Origin of the sequence: Gordonia hydrophobica NBRC 16057 (assembly GCF_001592365.1) — a bacterium.
GTDB lineage: Bacteria > Actinomycetota > Actinomycetes > Mycobacteriales > Mycobacteriaceae > Gordonia > Gordonia hydrophobica.
Genome location: NZ_BCWU01000003.1, coordinates 200,443 through 224,210 on the forward strand (window position 1 = coordinate 200,443; position 23,768 = coordinate 224,210).

Here is a 23,768-nt window from a genome sequence, read left to right on the forward strand (position 1 = left end):
TCTTCACCCCCCGGGCTTCATGTCGGCCCAGCAACGCGTGGCGGCGCTGGTGTACAGGACGTGGTTGATGTCGGGCAGCGGAATCACCGGCTGGGTCAGTTTGGTGGACTTGCCGTTGCCTGCGACGACGTCGATGCCGCACAGATAGAACTGGAACCACGAGCCGAAGGTCGCGGCGCGGCCGATCTTCTGCAGCTTCACCGGCAGGTTGGTCAGCGCCTGTTCGATGTCGTCGGTGCGGGTGTTCAACTGATCCGACAGCGACTTGATCCCGGCGATGTCGCCCTGGATCGACGGACGCGTCTTGCTCAGGATGGACCCGGTGACGGTGGTCAGGTTCGCGACCGAGGTCACGGCCGAGCCGACCGAGTCACGCTGTGCGGCGAGGCCGGTGATCAGCTTCTCGGTGTTCACCAGGAGACTGGTGAACTGGTCGTCGTTCCGGTTCACCGTGTCCAGGACCTTCGTCAGGTTGGTGATCATGTCGCCGATCACCTTGTCCTTGTCGGCCAGGGCGTTGGTGAGTCCCGCGGTGTCGCTGATCAGGTTCCCGATGGTGGTGTCCATGTCGCCTTGGAAGACCTTGATGATGGTCTCCGCCAGCTTGTTCATGTCCTCCGGCGTGATCTGCTTGAACAGCGGGCGGAATCCGTTGAACAGCTCGGTCAGGTTCACCGCGTCGTGGGTGCTGGCGGGCTTCCCGGCCACGTTGCGGAACGTGTAGCCCGTGTCGACGGTGTCGGCGGCCGATCCGGGGCCCTTCTCCAACGCCATGTAGCGCAGACCGGTCAGGTTGCGGTACCGGATCGTCAGCTGGGCGCTGCGCGGCAGGCGATCCCGGTCGACGCTGAACGAGACCAGCGCCTTGTTGCGATCGGTGATCTCGACCGAGTCGATCTGACCGACGCGGACGCCCGCGATACGCACGTCGTCGCCCGGATTCAGCATGGCGGCGTCGTTGAAGACGGCCTTGTAGTTCGCGGAGCCACCCGAGCCGGCGTTGGCGATCGTCAAGCCGAGCATCGCAGTCGCGAGGATCGTGATGACCGCGAAGACGACCAGCTTGACCAGGGGTGCGATGACGCCTCTCACTTAACGCTCACCTCCGCTCCCTGCAGCGAGCCGGCACCGATGTACGTGATCCACGTCGGAACCTCTTCTGGGTTGATGCCCGAGGCCGCGGCGTACATGACCTTCAGCCGCGTCTGGTAGTCGGTGTCGGAGATCTGCCCGCTCGGAGTCGCCGAGAACTGCGGCTGGGGCAGGTTCGGCCACGTGCTGGGGCCTGCGTTGCGCGACGGCGGCTGGTACGAGCCGTCCGGAACGCTGCCGCCCGGGTACTGCGGGAACGGGCGACCGTTGGTCGCAGGCTCATAGCAGCGGGCCGGCGGGTTCTTCCAGTCCATCCGAGGCTCGTCCTGATTCGGCAGGTAGCGCCCGCGCGGGTTCACGAACTGCAGATTCACGTGCACGCCCGGGTTGTCCGTTCCCTTGCCGACGATCTTCTCCGACTCCGGGATCAAGGTCGCGAAGTTGTGGAACATGCAGGTGAACGTCGGCGACTGCTGAGCGAGCCCCTTCAGGAACGGCTCGGAGTCGATGAACAGGTTCAGCAGATCCTTCTTGTTCGTCTTCAGGAACTTGGTCGTATCCGTCGCCGCGACACCGAGCGTCTGGATGGTGGACCGCAGATCGCCCTGGCGCTCGACGATCGTGTTGCCGGTCACGCGCAGGTTGTCGAAGGCGTTGATGATGTCCGGCACCGCCTCGGCGTACGTCTGCGAGAACGTGGCGAGCCCGCGGATGGTGCCCTGCAGGTCGCTCATGTTGGCGTTGACGCGCTTGAAGATGGTGTTCAGCCGCTCGATGATCTCCCCGATCTGGTGGCCCTTGCCGCCGATCGCCTGCGAGATGGCGCTCAGCGTGACGTTCAGATCCTGGGGCGGGATGGCTTCGATGACCGGGAGCAGCGCGTCGAACAGGTCCTCGACCTCAGCGGAGTTGCCGCGGGCGTCCGTGTGGATCTCGGCGCCGTTCGTCAGGTGCGGTCCGATCGACTTCGTCGGTACCTGCAGGGCGATGTAGCGCTCGCCGAACAACGTCTTCGGCAACACGCGCGCCGTGGTGCCCTCGGGCAGATTCTTCATCTGGTCCGGCGAGATCCCGAGTTCCACCTGGACCTTGCCGCCCGGCTCCACGTTGACCTCACGGACCGACCCGACGATCACGCCGTTCGCTTTGACGTCGGCGTTCTTCACCAGCGAGTTGCCCGCATCATCGGTCTTCAGCGTGACGGTGTCGTACGAGTCGAACCCGCCGTTGAACTTGACCAGCGAGAGGGCCAGCAGGCCGATCACGACGACGAAGAACACCACACCGAGGAGTCTGCGTTTGAGTGTCTCCACGTTTTCCTAACCTCCGACTCGGATCGACGTGGTGGTGCCCCAGATGGCCAGGCCCAGGAAGAAGTCCATGACCGCGATCAGCACCAGGGCTGTTCGCACCGCGTGACCCACGGCCACGCCGACGCCCGCCGGACCGCCACTGGCGAAGTAGCCGTAGTAGCAGTGGATCAGGATGATCACGAACGCGAAGACCAGGACCTTGCCGAACGACCAGAGAACGTCGACCGGTGGCAGGAAGAGATTGAAGTAGTGGTCGTACGAGCCGGTCGACTGGCCGTTGAACACGGTGTTGACCACTCTCGATGCGAGATAGGCCGCCATCAGACCGAGCACGTACAGCGGGATGACCGCGATGAAGCCCGCGATCACGCGCGAGGAGACGAGGAACGGGACCGACGGGACGGCCATGACCTCGAGCGCGTCGATCTCCTCGGAGATGCGCATGGCGCCGAGCTGGGCGGTGAAACCGCAGCCGACGGTCGCCGACAGCGCCAGGCCTGCGACGAGCGGCGCGACCTCACGCGTGTTGACGTAGGCGGACAGGAATCCGGTCAGCGCCTGGGAACCGATCTGGTCAAGGGCCGCGTAGCCCTGCAGGCCGACCACGACGCCGGTGAAGCCCGACATCAGGATCATGACACCCACGGTGCCGCCGATGACGGCGAGACCGCCGGAGCCGAAGGCGACCTCGGCCAGCAGGCGCAACACCTCGCGGGTGTAGTGCACCAGCGTCTTGGGGATCCACGCGAGCGCGCGGCCGTAGAACGACATCTGCTCGCCTGCGCCGTCGAGCAGCTTCAGCGGACGGCCGAGCTGCTTGCGCGCCTCGTACCGCAGGTACTCGGGCCTGCTCTTGGAGATCGTCACACCACGAGTCACGACTAACCTACCTTCGGCGGGACGATCTGCAGGAAGACCGCAGTGATGATCAGGTTCGCGAAGAACAGCAGCAGGAAGGTGATGACAACCGACTGGTTGACTGCGTCACCGACACCCTTCGGTCCGCCCTTCGGGTTCAGCCCCTTGTAGGCCGCCACCACGCCGGCGATGACACCGAAGATCGCGGCCTTCAAGGTCGAGATGTAGAGGTCGGGCAGCTGAGCCAACGCGCCGAACGAGGCGAGGTAAGCGCCCGGGGTGCCGCCCTGGACGACGACGTTGAAGAAGTAACCACCGCCGATGCCGACCACCGCGACAAGGCCGTTGAGGAGGATGGCCACCAGCACCATCGCCAGCACTCGGGGCACCACCAGACGCTGAATCGGGTTGATGCCCAGCACTTCCATGGCGTCGATCTCTTCACGAATCGTTCTCGATCCGAGGTCGGCCGCAACCGCCGAACCCGCAGCACCCGCGACCAGCAGCGATGTCACCAGGGGCGAACCCTGCTGAACCACCACCAGCACCGAGGCCGCACCGGTGTACGACTCGGCGCCGAGCTGCTTGATCAGCGAACCCGTCTGCAGCGACACGATGGCGCCGAACGGAATCGCGATGAGCGCCGTCGGCAGAATCGTGACGCTGGCGATGAACCAGGCCTGCTGGATGAATTCGCGCAACTGGAACGGTCGCACGAAGAGTTGGCGAGCGACGTCGACGAAGAGCTGAACGATATTGCCGGTCTGGGCTAAGGCGCCCTCACCAGCGTTCGCGATCTTCTCGACGCCACGCGAAGTGGCACGTGTCATGCCTGATTACTCCCCTTGTCCATCAGACTTCTTGACGGCGTTCTCGATCGCGGAGGTGTCGATCGGCTGGGTCTGCGCGTCGTCGGCGGTCGCATAGACCTCGGTGGGCCGGTCGACGACGTCGGTGGGACGGTCCATGACCTGCGTGTCGGCCTGCGCGAGGGCGTGGTCGATGCCCGCCGTGGTGCTGAAGTCGGTGTTGGCCAGCGCGACGAGGGTCGCGACCGACTCGGGCGACTCGGCGGCGCGCGCGTCCTCCTCAGCGATGGAGGCGCGGATCGCGGCCTGCGCGTTCGGTGGCAGCGAGGGCAGCATCTGCAGCACGTTGGCGCGGTGCCGAATCGCGGCCTTGCGCACCTGGACGCCGGGGTTCGGCTGGACCTGCGGGATGATCTCGGAGAAGTCGTCCTGCGTACCACCGCCGGAGATGCCCGCGGCCTGCATGGCGGCCTCCTGGGCGGCGATCGCCTCGTCCTTCTCCTCGGACATGCCGATGGGACCGAAGCGGTCGCCTGCGAGGAACTGCTTAACCACCGGCTGCTCCGACGTCAGCAACTGCTCACGCGGACCGAACATCACCAGCTCCTTGCGGAACAGCATGCCGATGTTGTCCGGAATGGTGCGGGCGATGTTGATGTTGTGCGTGACGATCAGAATCGTCGCGTCGATCTCGGCGTTGATGTCGATCAGCAACTGGGAGATGTAGGCGGTACGGACGGGGTCCAGGCCCGAGTCGGGCTCGTCACAGAGGATGATCTCGGGGTTCAGGACCAGGGCGCGCGCCAGCCCGGCACGCTTGCGCATACCGCCGGAGATCTCACCGGGCAGCTTGCCCTCGGCGCCGGCCAGACCCACCAGCTCCATCTTCTCCAGCACGATGCGCCGGATCTCGTCTTCCTTCTTCTTCGTGTGCTCACGCAGCGGGAAGGCGATGTTGTCGAACAACGTCATCGACCCGAACAGCGCACCGTCCTGGAACAGGACGCCGAACAGCTTCCGGATCTCGTACAGTTCCTTGGCCGAGCACTCGGTGATGTCGGTGCCGTCGATGACCACTGAGCCCTGCTCGGGGTGCAGCAGACCGATCAGCGTCTTCAAGAAGACGGATTTACCGGTACCCGACGGCCCCAGCAGGGCGTTGACCTCACCCGCAGGCAGCGTCAGGGATACGTCTCGCCAGATGTTCTGCGACCCGAACGACTTGGTAAGCCCCTCGACCTTGACCTCAACACCCACAGTGTCCTCCAGACCTTTCGTCAGTACCGCGTATGAGGTGCGAGGCGCGCCGCTCCCCCTACAGAGTTTCCGCCACCACTCGCCCAGACAGGCTGTGGCTGCGGTCACTCTAACGCACCGGGGGCTTTCGTCGTACTTCGGTCCAGCGGAGGCAAACCGCCGCAAAAGTACTTGTACCCGCCAGTAACGTTTTGGTGAGCTGAGAATACACAAAGAATCGTCGTGCTCCAAAGCGGGAGACGCCACTCGACGAGAGCTACCTCACTTCCGGGAATAATCGTCGACGCGCCCTTCTCGGCATGCGTCGTAGTGCGGTCTGAACGCCTCGCTGAGCCGCTCTCACCCGGCGGTCGTCGTCCGGGTGCACAAAACACGACAGAGGCCCACGGGTTTCCCCGTGGGCCTCTGTCGTGTCACTCAGTCGCGACGACGTGCCTCAGGCACGTGCGATCACTTGAGGGTGATCTTGGCGCCGGCCTCTTCGAGCTTGGCCTTGGCAGCCTCGGCGTCTTCCTTGCTGACCTTCTCCAGGAGAGCCTTCGGAGCGCTCTCGACGAGGTCCTTGGCCTCCTTCAGGCCCAGACCCGAGACGACCTCGCGGACGACCTTGATGACCTGGATCTTCTTGTCGCCGGCCGACTCGAGGACGACGTCGAACTCGTCCTGCTCGGCAGCAGCCTCGGCGCCACCGGCAGCCGGAGCGCCTGCAGCGGCGACGGCGACCGGCGCAGCAGCGGTGACCTCGAAGACCTCTTCGAACTTCTTCACGAAATCGCTGAGCTCCAGCAGGGTCAGTTCCTTGAACTGGTCAATGAGCTCGTCAGCGGTGAGCTTCGCCATGATGGCGTCCTTCCGTTAATCCCTATGCGGGGAACCTGCGTCGCAGGTTGGTTTATGGGTGGGGCTCCCTCGGCGGCAGCCGCGTGAGCCAGTGGAGTCAAACGACTACGCGGCGTCGCCGGCAGCTGCCTGCTTCTCCTGCAGAGCCGCGGCGAGACGCGCGACCTGCGATGCAGGCTGGTTGAACAGCCCTGCGGCCTTTGCCAAGTTGCCCTTCATCGCGCCTGCCAGCTTGGCCAGCAGCACCTCGCGGGTCTCCAGGTCGGCGATCTGCTCGATCTCAGCCACGGACAGCGCACGGCCGTCCATGTAACCGCCCTTGATGACCAGGTTCTTGTTGTCCTTGGCGAACGTCTTGATCGCCTTGGCGGCCACCACCGGCTCACCTTCAATGAAGGCGATGGCGGTAGGACCGGAGAACAGGTCATCGAGACCCTCGACGCCCGCCTCTGCGGCGGCACGCTTGGTGAGGGTGTTCTTGGCGACGGAGTAGACAGCGCCTTCGCCGAGCGAACGACGCAGCTCCTGGATCTGCGGAACCGTGAGTCCGCGGTATTCGGTGATCACCGCAGCGGTCGAGTCCTTGAACTGGTCCACGATCTCTGCAACGGCAGAAACCTTGTCAGCCTTAGCCATACTTCGCCTCCTCTCGTGTCACATTCGTTGCGTCCCGGCGGACCGGGGCGCGGATATCCAGACTGTGCGATGGGAGGCGGGGCGCTCGACGAGGCGCCGGCGAAAAGGAAAGCGCCCCGGGCAGGAAGCACGGGGCGCACAGGACGGCAACGGCACAGCCGTCACGAGTAAAGTCTCACCACGTTCATCCTGCGTGGGCCGCCGACTCTCATCGGGCCTTCGATCGGAACACGTCCGACAACCAACGGTCTCTGGTTGAACTGACGCAGCGAGCCGGGCTCACTGCACCGACGAATAGGCTAACCCCCATGGCCGTCGAATCCAAATCGCAGGCACAGGACCGCGCCGCTGCCGCGCAGTCGATGATCGCCGTCCACCACGTCCGACGCCTCCTCGGCGTGATTCCGGGCACGCGGATCGGTGCGGTCGCATGGCCTCCCGTTGCGCACGCTCGGTGCCGCGACCGACTGACGGCGTCCTGGAATTACTGGTGGCAGGCCCACCTGGTGGACCTGCTCGTCGACGGCGCGATCCACCGCGACGACGACCGGTGCGCGACCGACGCCGTCGCCCTGCTGCGCGGCATCCTGCTGCACAACGGCCTGCGCTGGACCAATCGGTACTACGACGACATGGCGTGGATGGGCCTGGCCGTCGAACGGGTGGATCGACACCTGGGCCGGTCGCATCGGCGGGCGCGGCGCGCGCTGACGTCGACGATCGCGAACGCATGGGCTCCCGCGCTCGGCGGCGGGATCCCGTGGCGGACCAGCGACACGTTCTTCAACGCACCCGCCAACGGGCCGGGCGCCGTCCTGCTCGCCCGCACCGGCCGTCCCGACCGCGCCGTGGAGATGGCCGACTGGATGCATCGCGAACTACTGCTGCCGTCGGGCCTGATCGCCGACGGACTGCGGGTCGATTCGAACCGATCGCGAGAGCTCGACTCGACCGCCTTCACGTACTGCCAGGGCGTCGCGCTCGGCGCCGAGGTGGAGGCGTACCGCATCACGGGCGACGACGTCCATCTCGATCGGATCGACGCCCTGGTCCGGGCGGTCACCGCGCAGCTGACGACCGACGGAGTCATCGTCGGAGCGGGCGGCGGCGACGGCGGACTGTTCGCGGGCATCCTCGCCCGGTACCTCGCCCTGGTCGCCACCGACCTGCCCGAGTCCGCGCGGGAGGTGCGCACGCGCGCCGCGCAGATCGTGCTCCACAGCGCGGACGCCGTCTGGGAGCACCGGGCCGTCGCCCGCGACGGGTTGCCGGTGTTCGGCCCCGACTGGCGAAGACCCGCTCGCGTGCCCGACGATTCCGGCCGCGCAGCGAGAAAGATCGGCGGAGCCGTCTCGTCCTCGCAAACTCCCGAACGAGATCTGTCAGTCCAGATCTCGGCCGGAATGACCCTCGAAGCTGCGGTTTCAGTCACAATCGGGTCAAGCGAACACACCGGTTCAGCAAACCCGGATTAACAATCTGGCTCTCAATCGTTTTAGATTAGTGAGACGTCCACGTGATGCACGACACAAGAGGCATCGGCGCGGACGGGCTGAACCGCTCCGTACATCGCAAAGGGGGGACCAGGAATGACGCTCGACTACGACGTGTCTGAAGGTCGCTTCGCCGTACCGAACCACCGGCCGACACTGATGCCGGCACCCACATACTCCGATGCTGCGGGTGGGGCCGCAGCACTCGAATGGCGACAGGCCGTCGACGGCGACAAGCGCTATCCACGCGTGCACATCGACCGCAGCGTTCGACTCACGATGAGCGACGGGGTCCGTCTCCGCGCCACGATCGTCCGCCCGGCCAATCGGTTCGGCCAGCCGATTCACACTCCGCTGCCCGCGATCTTGAACGTCAACCCGTACAACCGCGCCCTCCTCGACGGCGTCGACCACGCGCTGCACACGCCCGTCATCGGACGGACCGTCAAGACCGCCAGCGCCACGTTCACCACCGACGACGGCGCGCTCGCCGGGCTGTCTCGGATGACGCGCACGTTCGGCAAGGGCCTGTGGGACGTCTTCGGCGTCAATCGCGATCTCGTCCGGTCCGGCTACGTGCAGGTTCTCGTCGACGTGCGCGGCACCGGGACCTCGCACGGCAAGTGGCAGATCCTCGGGCCGCGTGAGCAGCAGGACAGCCTCGAGGTGATCGACTGGATCACGCGTCAGGACTGGTACGCCGACGGCGTCGGCATGACCGGGTGGTCGTACTCGGCGATCAACTCCCTGCAGACCGCCGCGCTGCGTCCCGACGCTCTCAAGGCCGTGTTCGCGGTGGAGGGCAGCGAGGACATCGTCCGCGACATCTACATCACCGGCGGCATGCCGTCCGCCTTCATCCCCTTCTGGCTGGCCCTCGTCAACGGACTCAAGTGGGTGCCGAACCCGGCGACCGCCGTCGCCGACGTCCTCCGCGGCGACGCGTACCGCTGGCTGTCGTCCCGGATGGCCTCACCCGCCACCGAGATGCCTGCGCTGGTGTGGGGATTCCTCACCGCCCGCGACGATCGGATCTTCGACGACCCGTACTTCGCCGATCGCGATCCGGTCATCGAGAACATCACCTGTCCCACCTTCACGGTCGGCGGTTGGCACGACCTCTTCGGTCGCAGCGCGACCCGCGTGTACTCCAAACTGCAGATGGAACCGGGTCGCAAGCAGGTGCTGATCGCCGACGGTTACCACCTGGATCCGGGATGCGACCACCAGCGTCCGTTCACCCCGCCGCGGCTCGACGTCCTGCAGCGCGCCTGGTTCGACCGCTGGCTCAAGGGCGTCGAGAACGGTGTGGAGTCGTACGGGCCGGTCACGTTGGAGCAGCAGGGCGGCGGATGGTCGTGCGGGCCGTCATTCCCGCGCCAGGAGGTGGCGCCGCGGCGCCTGTTCCTCACCGAGGAGCCCACCGGCACCGCGATGCACACGCAGCACGACGGCAGCCTGCGCAGCAATCCGGCGTCGCGCAGGCGGTCGTTGCGGGTGCGCCCGAGTCTGCGCGGTTTCGTCTCCCGTGATCTCTCGCAGGTCACGGCGGGTCTCTCGATCGCGCTCGGCGAGCGGTTCAGCACCGATTCGAGCTTCCAGGAGGAGTCGGCGCTCTCGTTCACCAGCGAGGCGGTCGCCCGGCGCACCCAGATCTCCGGTGCCATGAACCTGCGACTCAACGTGTCCACCACGGCGCATGAGGGCATCTGGACGGTGACCGTGAACGACGTCGCTCCCGACGGCCGGTCCACGGTGCTCACGAACGGCGCGCTGACGGCGTCGAACCGCGCCCTGGACCCCTCCCGGTCCACGTACAACGACGACGGCGTCCTCCTCGACGCCTACCACTACCTGTCCCGCGAGCGGCGCCTGCCGGTGCCTGCGGACGAGCCGGTCCGGATCGACGTCGATCTGGTGCCCACCGACGCGGTGCTCGAGCCCGGTCACCGCCTGCGCGTCGACGTCTACGCAGCCAGCCTGCCGCGCTACCTGACGATCGTGCCGGACCTCATCAAGGCCCGCGGTCGCCGTCAGCAGTTGGTCCTGGACCCGGCCAAGCCGAGCTATCTGACTTTCCAGACCGACGGCGATCTGGGCGCGGAGCCGATCCCGGTGGTGGCCGCGACGGTCGGCTCCCGCTGACCCGCGCTCCGCTATCCGACCCCGTCGAACACCACCCGGTAGATCAGCCCCACCTCCGGGCCCATCACCGACTCGACCAGGTCGATCAGCGTGGTGACGAACGACGGTCCGTGTGCCGGATCGCCGACGTCGTCGAGGTGATGAGCGATCTCGTGCAGGACGACGAGCTCGCGCAATGCCCATCGTCCCTCGGTGTCCTCGGGGACGGCGATGGTCGCGGCGCCTCGCTCGTAGTGCGCTGCGCGCTGGCCGCGTCGCACCCGGACGGCGACCGGCAGTCGTGCGCGCGGGAACCGCTCGCGCACCGGACCGAGTTCGAGCACTCGCCCGACGTACGCCGCGACGTCGTCTACGGACCCGAATCGCGCATCCGCGGGGACCGTGAGCTGTGCTCCCGCGATCTGGACGGTGTGCGTCCCACCCGCGCGGTCGAGCATCCGGTGCACCATCCGCTCGGCGTCGTAGACGCGTGATCTCGCGCTGTCCCGACTCACCGCTCCAGAACGCCTCGCGCGCCACCGAACTCTCGGTCCGCCCCGATCTTCGCGCGCCGCCCGGCGCGGTCGCCCGCCTGCCGTGCCGCCGTCGAATAGCCGGCGGTCGCCCGGTTCGGCCGCCACGTTCCCCGCGCCGTCGATGCAGTGCGGTAGAAGTCCTTGACCTCGAGCTCCTTGTTCCGCATCGCGACCGCGGTCGAGACCGACCGCGCACCGGGTCCGGCCCCAACGGGCTCGGTCCTGATCGCTTCGGCGTGCTGCTCGTCGCGCGCCTCACGCAGCCGGGTGCCGATCCGACTCGCGAACGCCGATTGGAAGTTCAACCGGGCGGTGATGGGCGAGAGCGCCTTCTCCTCCACCACGCGTCGCCACAGGTACCCGGTGCCCTTGGTCACCACCTGGCGGGCCGTCTCCCCCTTGTACGCGCCCGACTTCAGGTAGGCGTCGCTCGCAGCCACCATCTGGATCACCAGCGAGGTGTACAGCGCCTCGCAGGCGTCGATGTCGGCCTCGAAACCGTAGGCGATCACGAAGGTGGAGTTCGACGCGACGTCACACGTGATGTCGTTGGCCTGGGCGATCTGGACGAACAACTGCACGTACGTCCGCAGCCCCCGCTTGCCGGCCTTGCCGATCTGCACCTGTCGCGTGATCGGCGACGCCGTCCGCCGCGCCGCCGGGTCGTGAGCGCGCGCCAGCGCCAGGTCGATCGACGCCGCCGTCGCCAATCGCTGCGCCGCGGCCATGAACGCCTCGGCCTCGTGGTCGTTGTCGGTCCCCTCGGCCTGCCTCAGCAGCCCGCCGATCTTGGTGAGCAGTTTGTCGTCGCGCATGATGCCACGGTAGTGACTGCGACCGACACCGAGCGAACCCGTTGTCCACAGGCTCCGGCACGCTGTCCACAGCCTCACGATTCTGCCGCCTCCTCGACCCACCGTTTCCCCATACGGCAGCAGACACGACAAAGGCGCCTCCCGCAGAAGCGGGAGGCGCCTTTGTCAGGTGCGCTTGCTAGGGAAGCCCGAGAATCAGGCCTCGCCGGCGAAGTTGCGCGAGACCGACGGATCGACCTGGATGCCCGGGCCGGTGTTCGTCGACATCGTGATCTTCTTCAGGTAGCGGCCCTTGGCGGCCGACGGCTTTGCACGCATGATCTCGTCGTACGCCGCGCCGTAGTTCTCCACCAGCTTCTCGGCGTCGAATGACGCCTTGCCGATGACGAAGTGCAGGTTGGCTGCCTTGTCGACACGGAAGCTGATCTTGCCGCCCTTGATGTCGTTGACGGCCTTGGTCACGTCGGTGGTGACGGTGCCGGTCTTCGGGTTCGGCATCAGACCGCGCGGGCCCAGGACACGCGCGATACGGCCGACCTTGGCCATCTGATCGGGAGTGGCGATCGCGGCGTCGAAGTCGAGCCAGCCGCCCTGGATCTTCTCGATCAGGTCCTCGGCACCGACCTCGTCCGCACCGGCGGCAGCGGCCTCGGTGGCCTTGTCGCCTGCAGCGAAGACGATGACGCGGGCGGTCTTACCGGTGCCGTTGGGCAGGTTGACGGTGCCGCGGACCATCTGGTCGGCCTTGCGGGGATCGACGCCGAGGCGCACGGCGACCTCGACCGTCGAGTCGGTGTTCTTCGACGACGTGTCCTTCGCGAGAGCGACGGCCTCCAGCGGGCTGTACAGCTTCTCGCGGTCGATCTTCTCAGCGGCGGCCCGGTAGGCCTTGCTCTTCTTGCTCATGTGCTCTGTTCCTTCTCCTCGCTCGGCGAGCGAGAGTTAGTGGTTACTGGGCCGAGCGCGGCCCTCCCACGGTGGGTTCGACGGGACTCGCCCGTCGGGGTTGATCAGCCTTCGACCGTGATGCCCATCGAACGCGCAGTACCGGCGATGATCTTCGCGGCGGCGTCGATGTCGTTGGCGTTCAGGTCTTCGGTCTTGGTCTTCGCGATCTCACGGACCTGGTCCATGGTGACCTTGCCGACCTTGTTGACGTGCGGCTCGCCTGAGCCCTTCTGCAGACCAGCAGCCTTGAGGAGCAGCTTGGCGGCAGGCGGAGTCTTGAGCTTGAAGTCGAACGAACGGTCTTCGTACACGAAGATCTCGACCGGGATGACGTTGCCACGCTGCGACTCGGTCGCCGCGTTGTACGCCTTGCAGAACTCCATGATGTTCACGCCGTGCTGACCGAGCGCCGGACCCACGGGCGGTGCCGGGTTGGCCTGGCCCGCCTGGATCTGGAGCTTGATGATCCCGGCGATCTTCTTCTTCTTGGGAGGCATCTCTCTTGTCCTTTTTCCTTACAAATCCGCGCACGCTGGATACGCGGAAGTCTCTGTGATGTCGCGGCGCTGCCGCCGCGGCGCATCGGGTGTTAGAGCTTCTCGACCTGGTTGAAGCCGAGCTCGACCGGGGTCTCGCGACCGAAGATCGAGACGAGCACCTTCACCTTGCGCTGTTCAGTGTTGACCTCGCTGATCGACGCCGGGAGCGTGGCGAACGGACCGTCCATAACGGTGACCGACTCGCCGACCTCGAAGTCGACCTCGACCACGTTCGACGACGCGGCGATCGCGGCTTCCACGCTCTCGCCCGCAGCAGCAGCGGCCTTAGCGGCCTCCGCCTTGCGGACCTCGGCGCGCGGCATCAGGAACTGAACCACTTCCTTGATCGTCAGCGGCGACGGACGCGAGGTCATGCCTACGAAGCCGGTGACACCGGGGGTGTTACGCACAGCACTCCACGACTCGTCGTTGAGTTCCATGCGGACCAGAATGTAGCCGGGAAGAACCTTGCGGTTGACCTTCTTCGGCTGACCGTTCTTGATCTCGGTGACCTCTTCGATCGGCACCTCGACCTGGAAGATGTAGTCGCCGACGTCGAGGTTCTGAACACGCGTCTCGAGGTTGGTCTTCACCTTGTTCTCGTAGCCCGCGTACGAGTGGATGACGTACCACTCACCGGGCAGCCGACGGAGCTCAGCGCGAAGCTGGGCGACCGGGTCGACGTCGTCCGTCGGTGCTGCGGGAGCTGGGGCGGCCTCCGCTGCGGCCGTGTCCGGCTGCGTGGCCTCGGGGGTCTCGTCACCGAATTCCGGCGATTCGATCTCGTTCTCCGGGGTGCTCACTGCCCCACGCTCCTTCGTTGGTCACTCGGGCCTACGGCCCTGTGGTACTTGCCTGTCAGCCGAACACCAGCAGGGTCAGCTTGGCGAACCCGATGTCCAGGCCTGCGATGGCCGCCGTGATGATCACGACGAACACGAAGACGGCGATCGAGTAGTTGATCATCTCGTTGCGCGTCGGCCAGACGACCTTGCGCATCTCGGCGACGACCTGCTTCAAGAAGATCCAGATCCGCACGAACGGGTTCCGGCTGGTGCCGGTCCCCGTCGCTGGGGTCTCGGTCGTACGCTCGGCGACTGCGGTGGCAGCCCCCGAACCGGCACTCCGACGGCCACGCGCTGAGCGCTTGCCGCTGGGACGCAGTTCGGCGGAGTCGGACTCAGCGAGATCCGCGTCGACCTCGAGGTCGTCGTTGACGTCGCCGGAAGCCTTGCGATCTCGCTTGGCCACCTTCTCACCGATCCCTTCGTCTGCTAGTGCCCTGATGGGCAGGGGCGACAGGACTTGAACCTGCAACCTGCGGTTTTGGAGACCGCTGCTCTGCCAGTTGAGCTACGCCCCTTTGCGCGGACCCGTCAGCCCGCACTCGTCTAACCCTAACAAGACCAACGCGCCACCCTCGGGGCAGCGCGCAGCCTGATCGATCAGACTCAAACGAGTGTAGAGCAAACGTGCCGCTCACCCCAACTCGCCCCGTCTGCACGGCTCAGTTGAACTGAACCATCGCCTGCGCGCGGCCGAAGATCTTCCGATCGCCCTGCTTGGCGACCAGCGCGATCACGCCGCGGCGGGTCTCGGGATCCAGCGATTTGATCTTGCCGCTGAAATCGATGTGCGCGGCGCCGACGGCCGGCACGTACACCGGGCTGGTGAACCGCACGTTGTACTCGTAGATCGCCGCGGGATCGCCCACGAAGTCGCCGATGACAGTGGCGCCGAGGCCCATCGTCTGCATGCCGTGTGCGACGACGCTGTCCAGACCCACCGCGTCGGCCACCTCCGGCGAGAAGTGGATGGGGTTGGGGTCCGCTGCCACCCCCGCATAGTTCACGAGGTTGCCGAGCGTCAGGGACTTGGTCACCGCGGGCAGTTCCTGCCCCACCGCGAGGGTGTCGAAGTCGATGGCGCCGTACGCCTGCGGCTCGGCGGCCGACGACGCGTCGGACTCCGGAAGATCGGCAGCCGTCTTCCCCGCGACGCCCTCGTTGTCGACGTGCATCATGACGGCGTTGAGCTTGCCGATGAGCACCGGGTCGACGTCGATGGCCGCTCGCGCCACGATCGAAGTCAACGTCGTGATCACCGGCTCGCCGTGCTGATTCGAGATCTCGTTCTTACTGACGAGCAGATCTGCGCCCATCGACTGACGGAACGACTCCAGCGAGACCCGGCAGGCCAGCCGATCGCCCGGTTTCATCGGCTGATGCATGATCAGGCGCTGATCGGTCTGCATGATCTGCCACATGTCGTAGCCGGTGATGACCTCTTCGAACAGTCTCCGCTGCATGATCAGACCCAGCACGCTGACGAACGTCGGGTGGGCGATGACGGTGTCGTGCCCCAGCTCGGCAGCCTTCGCCTCATTCCAGAAGACGGGGTGGTCGGACTGGACCGCACGGGCGTGCGCGCGGATCATCTCGCGGCCCACCTCGTAGTAGTCGTCCGCGAGGTAGCTGAACCCGACGAGCGACTTGGTGCGCTCGGCCACCTGCTCCGCGCTGAGCTCATTCGTGACGGCCGCTTCCAACTGCTCGTCGACCAGCATGGACTCCAATTGGTCGGTCACGACCGCACCATCTCCTTCACATCACTCGGCCTCACCCGGCCGCACCTGCCCGGCCGGTGTCCAACAGTGGTCCGGCGGGAGAACTTCAACGAAACTGATTCGTTACATTGTCCGCTGCACCAAGGCCGCTCACAAATAAAGCGAGCCACCTCACAGTGGAGGTGGCTCGCTTCACGAGAGTCACAAAGCGCCCCGCAGGGCGGTCGCTCAGCGCGACTCCTTATGGTTCGTGTGCGCCCCGCAGTTCGGGCAGAACTTCTTCAGCTCGAGACGATCGGGGTCGTTGCGACGGTTCTTCTTGGTGATGTAGTTGCGATGCTTGCACGTCTCGCACGCCAAGGTGATCTTCGGCCGCACATCGGTTGAGGAAGCCACTTTGTTGCCTACTTTCAGCTCTTGCAGTTCTTGCGGTCCCACGCTGTCGGGCCGAAGTCCCACCGGCGTAGGCGGAATGTGTAGCGGTGGGGGGACTCGATCCCCCGACCTCACGATTATGAGTCGTGCGCTCTAACCAGCTGAGCTACACCGCCCTGTTCAGTTCTGATCGGGTGACCAAAACCGAGCGAGCCCCCTGACGGAATCGAACCGTCGACCTTTTCCTTACCATGGAAACGCTCTGCCGACTGAGCTAAGGGGGCGTTGCACCAGTCCCGGAGATGAATCTCTCCGTTCCCAGAAGCCTCAACGAGGTTACACATACGCGTCGGAATTAACCAAAACCGCTGGTCAGCTTCTTCCGCACAAGTGGAGTCCTCGCAGTGGCAGATGAAGGATTCGAACCTTCGTAGCTTGCGCGACGGATTTACAATCCGCTCCCTTTGGCCGCTCGGGCAATCTGCCGTGTCACCGCCGCCAAGCGCACAGGACAAGTCCCGTTCGCTCGTGAAAGCAACGGGAATCAGAATACAACGACCTCCCCCAGTACATGCAAACCCGCTGTTCAGGACACTGCTAGTGTAGGCGCATGGCTGATTCTTCGTTTGACGTCGTGAGCAAGGTCGACCGCCAGGAGGTCGACAACGCGCTCAACCAGGCGGGTAAGGAACTCTCGCAGCGCTACGACTTCCGCGGCACCAACACCGGCATCGACTGGTCGGGCGAGGAGAAGATCGTGATCTCCTCCGACTCCGAAGAACGCGCCCTCGCGGGCCTCGAAGTGTTCAAGGAGAAGTTGATCCGCCGCGACATCTCCCTCAAGGCGTTCGACGCTGGCGAGCCCGTCGGCTCCGGCAAGACCTTCAAGATCACCGGCGACCTCGTCCAGGGCATCGACTCCGACCACGCTAAGAAGATCTCCAAGAAGATCCGCGACGAAGGCCCCAAGGGGGTCAAGGCGCAGATCCAGGGCGACGAACTGCGCGTCTCGTCCAAGAAGCGCGACGACCTGCAAGCGGTGATCGCGTTGTTGAAGGGTGAAGATTTCGGGATTGCTCTGCAGTTCGTGAACTACCGGTAGTCGTTTCTGCCCTTCCGCTCGACTGCGTCCGCGGGGTGGTGAGGCGGACGGTGCACGTTTTTACTTCCAGCGCTCCCGTTCGTGCGCCGGGTAACTGTTCTCGCGTGAGGCGTTCGGTCCCGCTCATTGTCTGACAATGCGCGGGAATCCACGCCTCAGGCGGGAACCGTTCGGGCGTGGGCCGACTTCGGGACTCACATCCGCTGGCCGCCGTCGCGGGCCATCTGGCGCAGCCTTGCTATGCGGTCCTCGGTCGGGGGGTGCGTGGAGAAGAAGCGCGAGAGCTTCTCGCCCGCGCGGAACGGGCTCTCGATCATCAGGTGCGACTGGTTCGCCAGGTCGGGAGTCGGGGGCAGCGGGGCCGCTGCGATGCCGCCGGAGATCTTCTCCAGAGCCGACGCCAGCCCCAACGGGTCACCGGTGAGTTCGGCGCCGGACTGGTCGGCCTGATACTCCCGCGACCGCGACACCGACATCTGGATCACCATCGCCGCGACGGGGCCGAGAACCGCGATCAGGATCATCGCCAGCGGGTTAGGGCCGTTGTCACGGTTGCCGCCGAACATGCCCATCCACATCGCCATGTTGGCCAGACCGCTGATGACCGCGGCCATCGCGCCGGCGATCGAGCTGATCAGGATGTCGCGGTTGTACACGTGCGACAGTTCGTGACCGAGCACGGCGCGCAACTCTCGCTCACTGAGCAGGTCCATGATCCCGGAGGTGCAGCAGACCGCCGCGTTCTTCGGATTCCGACCGGTCGCGAAGGCGTTCGGCGACTCCGTCGGGCTGATGTACAGCGCAGGCATCGGCTGGTGGGCCTGATTCGCGAGGTCGCGCACGATCCGGTACAGCTCCGGCGCCTGGACCTCGGTGACCGGCTGCGCATGCATGGCGCGCAACGATAGCTTGGCGCTGTTGAAGTACGCGTAGGCGTTGGTACCGACGGCCAGCAGCACCGAGAGCCAGAGGATCGTCGGGTTGTTGAACAACGCGCCGATGCCGACGATGACCGCCGACATCAAACCCATCAGGGCGGCCGTCTTCAGGCCGTTGAAATGCATGACACCTCACTGTCAGAAAACGATTACTCACAGTGGTCAACGCACCTGACCGGCTCTAAAGTTCCGCCTCGGTGACCTCAGTCACTCATGCGTGTCCCAGCAACGACGGTACGCCGCGCCGCGGATCAGCCGACGCGGTCGACGGTGTAGCCGACCAAGGCGCTGAAGGCGTCGTTGGCCGGTCCGGCGGGCAGACCGGCGAGCAGCGTCCGCGCCTGGTCGGCCATCGCCTCCAGACGGGCCTGCGCCTCCTTCATCCCCGCAGAGTCCACGAGCAGGGTCAACGCCTCGGTCACCTCGTCGTCGTCGGTGAGCGCACGCGCGGCGCCGGTGGCCGGGTCGACGAGGAGTTCGCGGAGTCGCACGGCGTCGGGCCCGTCGCCCGCGAGAGCGAGCAGGACCGGCAGCGTGTGCACGCCCTCGCGGAGATCGGTGCCAGGGGTCTTGCCGGACTCCCCGGTCACCGACGCGATGTCGATGATGTCGTCGGACACCTGGAAGGCGGTGCCCACGATGTCACCCAAGCCGGCGAGGGTCGTGACCGTCTCCTCGTCGGCGCCCGCGGTGTACGCGCCGAAGCGGCCCGCGGTCGCGATGAGCGAGCCGGTCTTCTCCCAGACCACCTTCAAGTAGTGCTCGATGGGATCGCCGCCCTCGCGGACGCCGACGGTCTCCCGCATCTGCCCGGTGACGAGCTCGGCGAACGTGTCGGCGATGATCCGAACGGCTTCGGGCCCGAGCGTCGACACCAGATGCGACGCGCGGGCGAACAGGAAGTCGCCCGCCAGGATCGCGATCGAGTTGGACCAGCGGGCATTGGCGCTGGGGGCGCCGCGCCGCAGCGGGGCCTCGTCCATCACGTCGTCGTGGTACAGCGTCGCCAGGTGCGTCATCTCCAGGACCGTCGCCGAGGTGATGACCTCATCGCAGGCCGGCTTCGGCCCGAAGTGGGAGGCGAGGATCGCGAACATCGGACGGAACCGCTTGCCGCCGGCCTTGGCGAGATGCGTGGCGGCTTCGACCAGGATGTCGTCGCCCGACGACAGCTCGCTGATCAGCAGATCCTCGACGCGCTGCAGCGCCTGCTGCAACTGCTCGGCAAACTCTCCGGTCCCGAGATCCAGTCCGGCAAAAGTGGACTTCACGTGTCTGGCCCAATCCCATCGGTGTGTCCGAACGTCGCGGATCGTCGTTCGGCGACACCAGAAGAGTAACCGTTGTCGGCGACCGACATACTGGTCGGGTGACCAGCGCAACGCCCGGCGAGGCCATTGGAGAATCCGCCGACCTTCTCGTGGTGGGCGCCGGACCCGCAGGCGCAGCCGCCGCAGCCCACGCCGCCGACCGCGGATCCGACGTCATCCTGCTCGACGCCGCCGTCTTTCCCCGCGACAAGACCTGCGGCGACGGGCTCACTCCGCGCGCGGTCGCCGGCCTGCAGCGACTCGGCATGGCCTCCCTCCTCGACGACCGCCCGCGGATCCGCGGCCTCGAACTCAACGGCTGGGGCACGCGCCGTCGGGTGGACTGGCCGGGCGCGAACCGCTTCGGCGCCTACGGCAGCGCCATTGCGCGCACCGAGCTCGACGACGCCGTCCGCCGCTCCGCCGTCGACCGCGGCGCCCGCATGGTGTCCGGCGCCAAAGCGATCGGCGCCCAGATGGTCGGCGGCCGGATCGAGTCCGTCACCGTCACCCGAGAAGGCCGGCGGCACCAGATCCGGGTTCGCGATGTGATCGTCGCCGACGGCGTGCGGTCGGGCCTGGGCCGATCCCTCGGCAGGCAGTGGCATCGCGACACCGCCTTCGGGGTGGCCGCACGCTCGTACGCCGACTCCGACCGCGCCGACAGCGAATGGATGGGCTCACACCTGGAGCTCCGGGACCCGGCCGGCGATCTGCTGCCCGGCTACGGCTGGGTGTTCCCCCTCGGGAACGGAACGGTGAACGTCGGCGTCGGCGCGCTCGCGACCGACAAGCGGCCCGCCTCGATGGCGCTGCGGCCCATTCTCGAGCACTATGCCGCGATGGTCGGCGACGACTGGCGGCTCACCTCGCCGCCGCGCGCGATCGCATCGGCCCTGCTGCCGATGGGCGGCGCGGTGAGCGGGGTGGCCGGCGCCAACTGGATGCTGATCGGCGACGCCGCGGCCTGCGTCAACCCGCTCAACGGCGAGGGCATCGACTACGCGATCGAGACCGCGGCGCTGGCGGTCGCGATGCTCGACGACGAGAACGACTACTCGACGGCATGGCCTGCGCTGCTGCGTCGCGAATACGGGACCGCGTTCGCGGCCGCCCGTCGAGCGGCGGGGCTGCTGACCGTCCCGCAGACCGTGCCGCTGCTCGGCCGGCCGGGAATCCGGTCACCGCGACTGATGTCGACCGTGGTGCGGGTGATGGGCAATCTGCTGACGCCCGACGACGCTGACCTCATCGCGCGCGCCTGGCGCAGCGCGGGCCGGGTGACCGCGCGTCTGGAGGACCGGCCGCCCTTCAGCTGAGCGGTCAGCGCGCCTTGACGCCCCGGTGGATGGCGACGATCCCGCCGGTCTGGTTCTGCCAGGTGATCTCGCCGAAGCCGGCCTCGCCGATCAGCGCGGCGAGCCCGGCCTGGTCGGGCCAGGCCCGGATGGACTCCGCGAGGTAGACGTACGCGGCCGGATTGCTCGACACCTTGGTCGCCACCGCCGGCAGCGCCTTCATCAGGTACTCCATATACAGGGTGCGGAACGGGCGCGCGGTCGGCGTCGAGAACTCGCAGATCACGACGCGGCCGCCCGGCTTCAGCACACGGTGCAGCTCGGACAGCGCACGCGGGACGTCGGCGACGTTCCGGAGCCCGAAGGAGATGGTGGCGGCGTCGAACGACGCGTCCGCGAACGGCAGGTGCAGGGCGTCGGCAGCCACCTTCGGGACGTCCCGATCGGCGCCTGCGCGCAGCATGCCGAGCGAGAAGTCCGCAGCGATGCACACCGCGCCCGACGCCGACAGCTCGACGGTCGAGACCGCGGTGCCCGCGGCGAGGTCGAGGACGATGTCGCGCGGCTTCAGATCCAGCGCCCGCCGGGTGTTGCGACGCCACCGACGGTCCTGCGCAAACGACAGGACCGTGTTGGTGAGGTCGTAGCGGCGGGCGACGCCGTCGAACATCTCGGCGACTTCGGCCGGATCCTTCTCGAGGCTGGCTCGGGTTCCGGCGTCGCTGCTGTCAGTCATGAGAACCAGCCTAAGTCGTGGTGCGGCGGGAGCGTCGCCCGGCTTCGGCCACGCCGAGCATCAGGACCACCACCACGACCCAGCCTGCGCCGATCACCGACAGGGCCGGCCCGATCGAGAGGCTCGCATCGCGGCCGACCGGCCGCGCCAGGTTGTCCGGGTCGGTGGTGTCGTAGTCCACGAGGATGCGCTGTCCGGTCGAGAGATCGGTCGGATACAGCAGCCCCAGCTTGGGATTGCGGAGCACGCCGTCGGGGGTGACGAAGTTGACGGCTGCGTGCAGTCGGTCCGCGGAGATCACGTCGGCGACGGCCGTCGCCTTGTTGGCGTCGATCTTGGCGTCGTTGCGGTAGGCGCCCGCGATGATCACCACACCGATCAGTGCGACCAGCACGCCGAGCGCGGCCAGCCCGATCTGGATTCGCCGCTGCACAGTCCTGGTCATGACTGACCAGGATAGCCGGGTGCGTCGTCGAGTCGGGCCCCGATGCGCGCGTGCAGCGCCCGCAGTCCCTCGCGGTTGGTGCGCACTTCCAGCACCTCGATCCCGCCGACCGGCGCCGGTTCCGCGAGCGCCGAAGGCAGGTCGGACAGAGTCACCAGCCGGTGCCCGATGTTGAAGCCCGCGCACAGGGCGGCGAGGTCGGTACGGTGCGGGGTGCCGAAGATCCGGTCGTAGACGCCGAGGTAGGCGTCGCGCGCGAACCTCGGGTCGCCCTGTTCCAGCAGTCCGAAGATGCCGCCGCCGTCGTCGTTGGCGACCACGATCCGCAAGTCGGCCGGGCGCGGCTCGTCCGGACCGATGATCAGTCCGGTGGCGTCGTGGATGAAGGTGAGGTCGCCCATCAGTGCGACCGTTCGGCTCTCCCGCGCCAACGCGGCGCCGATCGCGGTCGCGTTGGTGCCGTCGATGCCTGCGACGCCGCGGTTCGACATCACGACGACGCCGTCGGCCACCCGACCGGCCAGCGCGATGTCCCGGATCGGGTTGGATGCGCCGACCATCAGCGTCTCGCCCGGCGCCATCGCCGCGGCCACGACCGCCGCGACGTGCAGCCCGGTCACCTCCTGTGTGTCGTGGAGCTCGCCGGTGACCGCGGCGACGACGTCGGTGTTCAGACGTGCGGTCTCCACGAGCCATGCCGCTCGGGGCCGCCGTGTCGCGACGGCGCGGGTGCCCGTCGCGCAGACGTTGCCGGAGACGTCGGGCCAGCGGGGACCGGTGGTGAGCGCGAAGACGTCGACCGCGGGATCGGCGAGCAGTCGCGAGACCGACCGATGCAGGGTCGGTCGTCCGCAGATGATCGCCTGCTGGGGAGCCAGCTTCCCGAGGGCCAGGGGATGCAGCGGATTCGCCACCGCCGGCGCGGTGGGCTCGGCGACGGTGGGGAGGGCGGCGAGTTCCGGATGCACCCCGGCGCCGTGCCCGGACACGACCACCGTGTCCCGGGAGAGGTCGATGTCCAGCGGGATGTCGAGCTTTCCCACCGGCGACGACGTCCACGGCGCGCCGCCGGGCCTGCCTGCGAAGCGTCCGCCGTCGATCACCGACAGGTCACCGTCCGGCGCGTCGTCGCTGTCGGGGACCAGCGGTTCGCGGAGGGGGATGTCGAACTGCACCGGGCCGGCGTTCCCGGTCCGGGCGCCGCGCGCGGCCGCGAGCACCCGGCCGACCGCCGAACGCCACTGCGAGTTGGTGTCCAGATCCTCCTCGGCCAGACCGAGGCTGATAGCCGCACGCACCTGCGTGCCGAACATCCCGAACTGCTCGATGGTCTGGTTGGCGCCCGAACCGAGGAGCTCGTACGGTCGGTTGGCGCTGATCACGACCAGCGGGATCCGCGCGTAGTTGGCTTCGAACACCGCCGGGCCCATGTTCGCGACCGCGGTACCCGACGTCATGACGATCGGCACGGGCCGCTTGCCCGCCACCGCCAGCCCGAGCGCCAGGTATCCAGCGGACCGCTCGTCGATCCGGACATGCAGTCGGAGCCTCCCCTGCGCGTCGGCGGCGTGCAGCGCGAACGCCAACGGCGCGTTGCGGGACCCCGGGCACAGAACGGCTTCGGTGACACCGCCGCGGATCAGTTCATCGACGATCACGCGCGCCTGCAGAGTGGACGGATTCATGACGTAGACCCTATGTGTCGCCGACGGTGAGACGACGGTCGCACCCCGGTGTT

24 protein-coding genes and 4 tRNA genes are annotated in these 23,768 nt (G+C 66.9%); 4 read left to right on the top strand and 24 right to left on the bottom strand.

The window, feature by feature from the left end; genetic code table 11:
• Window positions 1-3: 3 nt before the first annotated feature.
• From GH2_RS06745 to rplJ, 7 genes are all read right to left on the bottom strand, one after another.
• A complete protein-coding gene (locus tag GH2_RS06745; RefSeq protein WP_066164867.1) occupies window positions 4-1,092 on the bottom strand; it encodes an MCE family protein in 1,089 nt (362 codons plus the stop codon).
• Window positions 1,089-2,405 (bottom strand): MCE family protein, encoded by a 1,317-nt coding sequence (locus GH2_RS06750; protein WP_066164870.1) that lies wholly within the window; start codon window positions 2,403-2,405, stop codon window positions 1,089-1,091. The genes GH2_RS06745 and GH2_RS06750 overlap by 4 nt, the downstream gene beginning before the upstream one ends.
• Before the next feature lie 6 nt (window positions 2,406-2,411).
• Window positions 2,412-3,284 carry an MlaE family ABC transporter permease gene (locus GH2_RS06755; RefSeq protein ID WP_066164873.1) on the bottom strand — a complete coding sequence of 291 codons (873 nt, stop codon included), beginning with the start codon at window positions 3,282-3,284 and terminating at the stop codon, window positions 2,412-2,414.
• 2 nt (window positions 3,285-3,286) lie between these two features.
• On the bottom strand, window positions 3,287-4,093 hold the full coding sequence (locus tag GH2_RS06760; RefSeq protein WP_066164876.1) for an MlaE family ABC transporter permease: 807 nt from the start codon (window positions 4,091-4,093) through the stop codon (window positions 3,287-3,289).
• A 6-nt stretch (window positions 4,094-4,099) separates the two neighbouring features.
• Window positions 4,100-5,329 carry an ABC transporter ATP-binding protein gene (locus GH2_RS06765; protein WP_066164879.1) on the bottom strand — a complete coding sequence of 410 codons (1,230 nt, stop codon included), beginning with the start codon at window positions 5,327-5,329 and terminating at the stop codon, window positions 4,100-4,102.
• A 450-nt stretch (window positions 5,330-5,779) separates the two neighbouring features.
• Window positions 5,780-6,169 carry a 50S ribosomal protein L7/L12 gene (rplL, locus tag GH2_RS06770; protein WP_066164881.1) on the bottom strand — a complete coding sequence of 130 codons (390 nt, stop codon included), beginning with the start codon at window positions 6,167-6,169 and terminating at the stop codon, window positions 5,780-5,782.
• A 105-nt stretch (window positions 6,170-6,274) separates the two neighbouring features.
• Entirely contained in the window at window positions 6,275-6,805 is a 531-nt protein-coding gene (rplJ, locus tag GH2_RS06775) for a 50S ribosomal protein L10 (RefSeq protein ID WP_066164884.1), read from the bottom strand.
• 308 nt (window positions 6,806-7,113) lie between these two features.
• On the opposite strand from rplJ, the gene GH2_RS06780 reads away from it, so the two are divergent.
• Window positions 7,114-8,280 (top strand): glycoside hydrolase family 76 protein, encoded by a 1,167-nt coding sequence (locus GH2_RS06780; RefSeq protein ID WP_066164887.1) that lies wholly within the window; start codon window positions 7,114-7,116, stop codon window positions 8,278-8,280.
• A gap of 114 nt (window positions 8,281-8,394) precedes the next feature.
• Window positions 8,395-10,443 (top strand): CocE/NonD family hydrolase, encoded by a 2,049-nt coding sequence (locus tag GH2_RS06785; RefSeq protein WP_066164890.1) that lies wholly within the window; start codon window positions 8,395-8,397, stop codon window positions 10,441-10,443.
• Window positions 10,444-10,454: 11 nt separating this feature from the next.
• Here the strand turns inward: GH2_RS06785 and GH2_RS06790 are convergent, their stop codons facing one another.
• The 12 genes from GH2_RS06790 to GH2_RS06845 form a co-directional block, all read right to left on the bottom strand.
• Window positions 10,455-10,937 carry a TIGR04338 family metallohydrolase gene (locus GH2_RS06790; protein ID WP_084247350.1) on the bottom strand — a complete coding sequence of 161 codons (483 nt, stop codon included), beginning with the start codon at window positions 10,935-10,937 and terminating at the stop codon, window positions 10,455-10,457.
• Window positions 10,934-11,773: a DUF2786 domain-containing protein gene (locus tag GH2_RS06795; RefSeq protein ID WP_066164893.1), complete on the bottom strand. Its 840-nt coding sequence runs from the start codon at window positions 11,771-11,773 to the stop codon at window positions 10,934-10,936. The genes GH2_RS06790 and GH2_RS06795 overlap by 4 nt, the downstream gene beginning before the upstream one ends.
• Before the next feature lie 195 nt (window positions 11,774-11,968).
• A complete protein-coding gene (rplA, locus tag GH2_RS06800; RefSeq protein WP_066164895.1) occupies window positions 11,969-12,679 on the bottom strand; it encodes a 50S ribosomal protein L1 in 711 nt (236 codons plus the stop codon).
• Window positions 12,680-12,783: 104 nt separating this feature from the next.
• The gene (gene rplK / locus GH2_RS06805; protein ID WP_066164897.1) at window positions 12,784-13,218 is read right to left on the bottom strand and encodes a 50S ribosomal protein L11; all 435 of its coding nucleotides are present in this window, start codon (window positions 13,216-13,218) and stop codon (window positions 12,784-12,786) included.
• Between the two features lie 92 nt (window positions 13,219-13,310).
• Window positions 13,311-14,063: a transcription termination/antitermination protein NusG gene (gene nusG / locus GH2_RS06810; protein WP_066164900.1), complete on the bottom strand. Its 753-nt coding sequence runs from the start codon at window positions 14,061-14,063 to the stop codon at window positions 13,311-13,313.
• 55 nt (window positions 14,064-14,118) lie between these two features.
• Window positions 14,119-14,511, bottom strand: coding sequence for a preprotein translocase subunit SecE (secE, locus tag GH2_RS06815; RefSeq protein ID WP_066164903.1), 393 nt, complete (start codon window positions 14,509-14,511; stop codon window positions 14,119-14,121).
• A 39-nt stretch (window positions 14,512-14,550) separates the two neighbouring features.
• Window positions 14,551-14,623 (bottom strand) — tRNA-Trp (locus GH2_RS06820).
• 144 nt (window positions 14,624-14,767) lie between these two features.
• Window positions 14,768-15,826, bottom strand: a complete 1,059-nt coding sequence (locus GH2_RS06825) for a fused (3R)-hydroxyacyl-ACP dehydratase subunits HadA/HadB (protein WP_066165481.1) — start codon at window positions 15,824-15,826, stop codon at window positions 14,768-14,770.
• A gap of 228 nt (window positions 15,827-16,054) precedes the next feature.
• Window positions 16,055-16,222 carry a 50S ribosomal protein L33 gene (gene rpmG, locus GH2_RS06830; RefSeq protein WP_066164906.1) on the bottom strand — a complete coding sequence of 56 codons (168 nt, stop codon included), beginning with the start codon at window positions 16,220-16,222 and terminating at the stop codon, window positions 16,055-16,057.
• A gap of 81 nt (window positions 16,223-16,303) precedes the next feature.
• Window positions 16,304-16,377, bottom strand: a tRNA-Met gene (locus GH2_RS06835).
• 35 nt (window positions 16,378-16,412) lie between these two features.
• A tRNA-Thr gene (locus GH2_RS06840) sits at window positions 16,413-16,485 on the bottom strand.
• Window positions 16,486-16,606: 121 nt separating this feature from the next.
• Window positions 16,607-16,687, bottom strand: a tRNA-Tyr gene (locus GH2_RS06845).
• 124 nt (window positions 16,688-16,811) lie between these two features.
• On the opposite strand from GH2_RS06845, the gene GH2_RS06850 reads away from it, so the two are divergent.
• Window positions 16,812-17,303 (top strand): YajQ family cyclic di-GMP-binding protein, encoded by a 492-nt coding sequence (locus tag GH2_RS06850; RefSeq protein WP_066164909.1) that lies wholly within the window; start codon window positions 16,812-16,814, stop codon window positions 17,301-17,303.
• Window positions 17,304-17,497: 194 nt separating this feature from the next.
• Here GH2_RS06850 and htpX read toward each other — a convergent pair whose 3' ends face one another.
• On the bottom strand, window positions 17,498-18,367 hold the full coding sequence (gene htpX / locus GH2_RS06855) for a zinc metalloprotease HtpX (protein WP_066164912.1): 870 nt from the start codon (window positions 18,365-18,367) through the stop codon (window positions 17,498-17,500).
• 125 nt (window positions 18,368-18,492) lie between these two features.
• Window positions 18,493-19,512: a polyprenyl synthetase family protein gene (locus GH2_RS06860; RefSeq protein WP_066164915.1), complete on the bottom strand. Its 1,020-nt coding sequence runs from the start codon at window positions 19,510-19,512 to the stop codon at window positions 18,493-18,495.
• A gap of 98 nt (window positions 19,513-19,610) precedes the next feature.
• On the opposite strand from GH2_RS06860, the gene GH2_RS06865 reads away from it, so the two are divergent.
• Window positions 19,611-20,870: a geranylgeranyl reductase family protein gene (locus tag GH2_RS06865; protein WP_066164918.1), complete on the top strand. Its 1,260-nt coding sequence runs from the start codon at window positions 19,611-19,613 to the stop codon at window positions 20,868-20,870.
• Between the two features lie 4 nt (window positions 20,871-20,874).
• Here the strand turns inward: GH2_RS06865 and GH2_RS06870 are convergent, their stop codons facing one another.
• From GH2_RS06870 to menD, 3 genes are read right to left on the bottom strand one after another with little or no spacing between them, the layout of a single operon-like run.
• A complete protein-coding gene (locus GH2_RS06870; RefSeq protein WP_066164920.1) occupies window positions 20,875-21,585 on the bottom strand; it encodes a demethylmenaquinone methyltransferase in 711 nt (236 codons plus the stop codon).
• Window positions 21,586-21,595: 10 nt separating this feature from the next.
• Window positions 21,596-22,030: a DUF3592 domain-containing protein gene (locus GH2_RS06875; protein ID WP_066164923.1), complete on the bottom strand. Its 435-nt coding sequence runs from the start codon at window positions 22,028-22,030 to the stop codon at window positions 21,596-21,598.
• The gene (gene menD / locus GH2_RS06880) at window positions 22,027-23,715 is read right to left on the bottom strand and encodes a 2-succinyl-5-enolpyruvyl-6-hydroxy-3-cyclohexene-1-carboxylic-acid synthase (RefSeq protein ID WP_066164927.1); all 1,689 of its coding nucleotides are present in this window, start codon (window positions 23,713-23,715) and stop codon (window positions 22,027-22,029) included. Before menD ends, GH2_RS06875 begins: the two co-directional genes overlap by 4 nt.
• Window positions 23,716-23,768 lie beyond the last annotated feature (53 nt).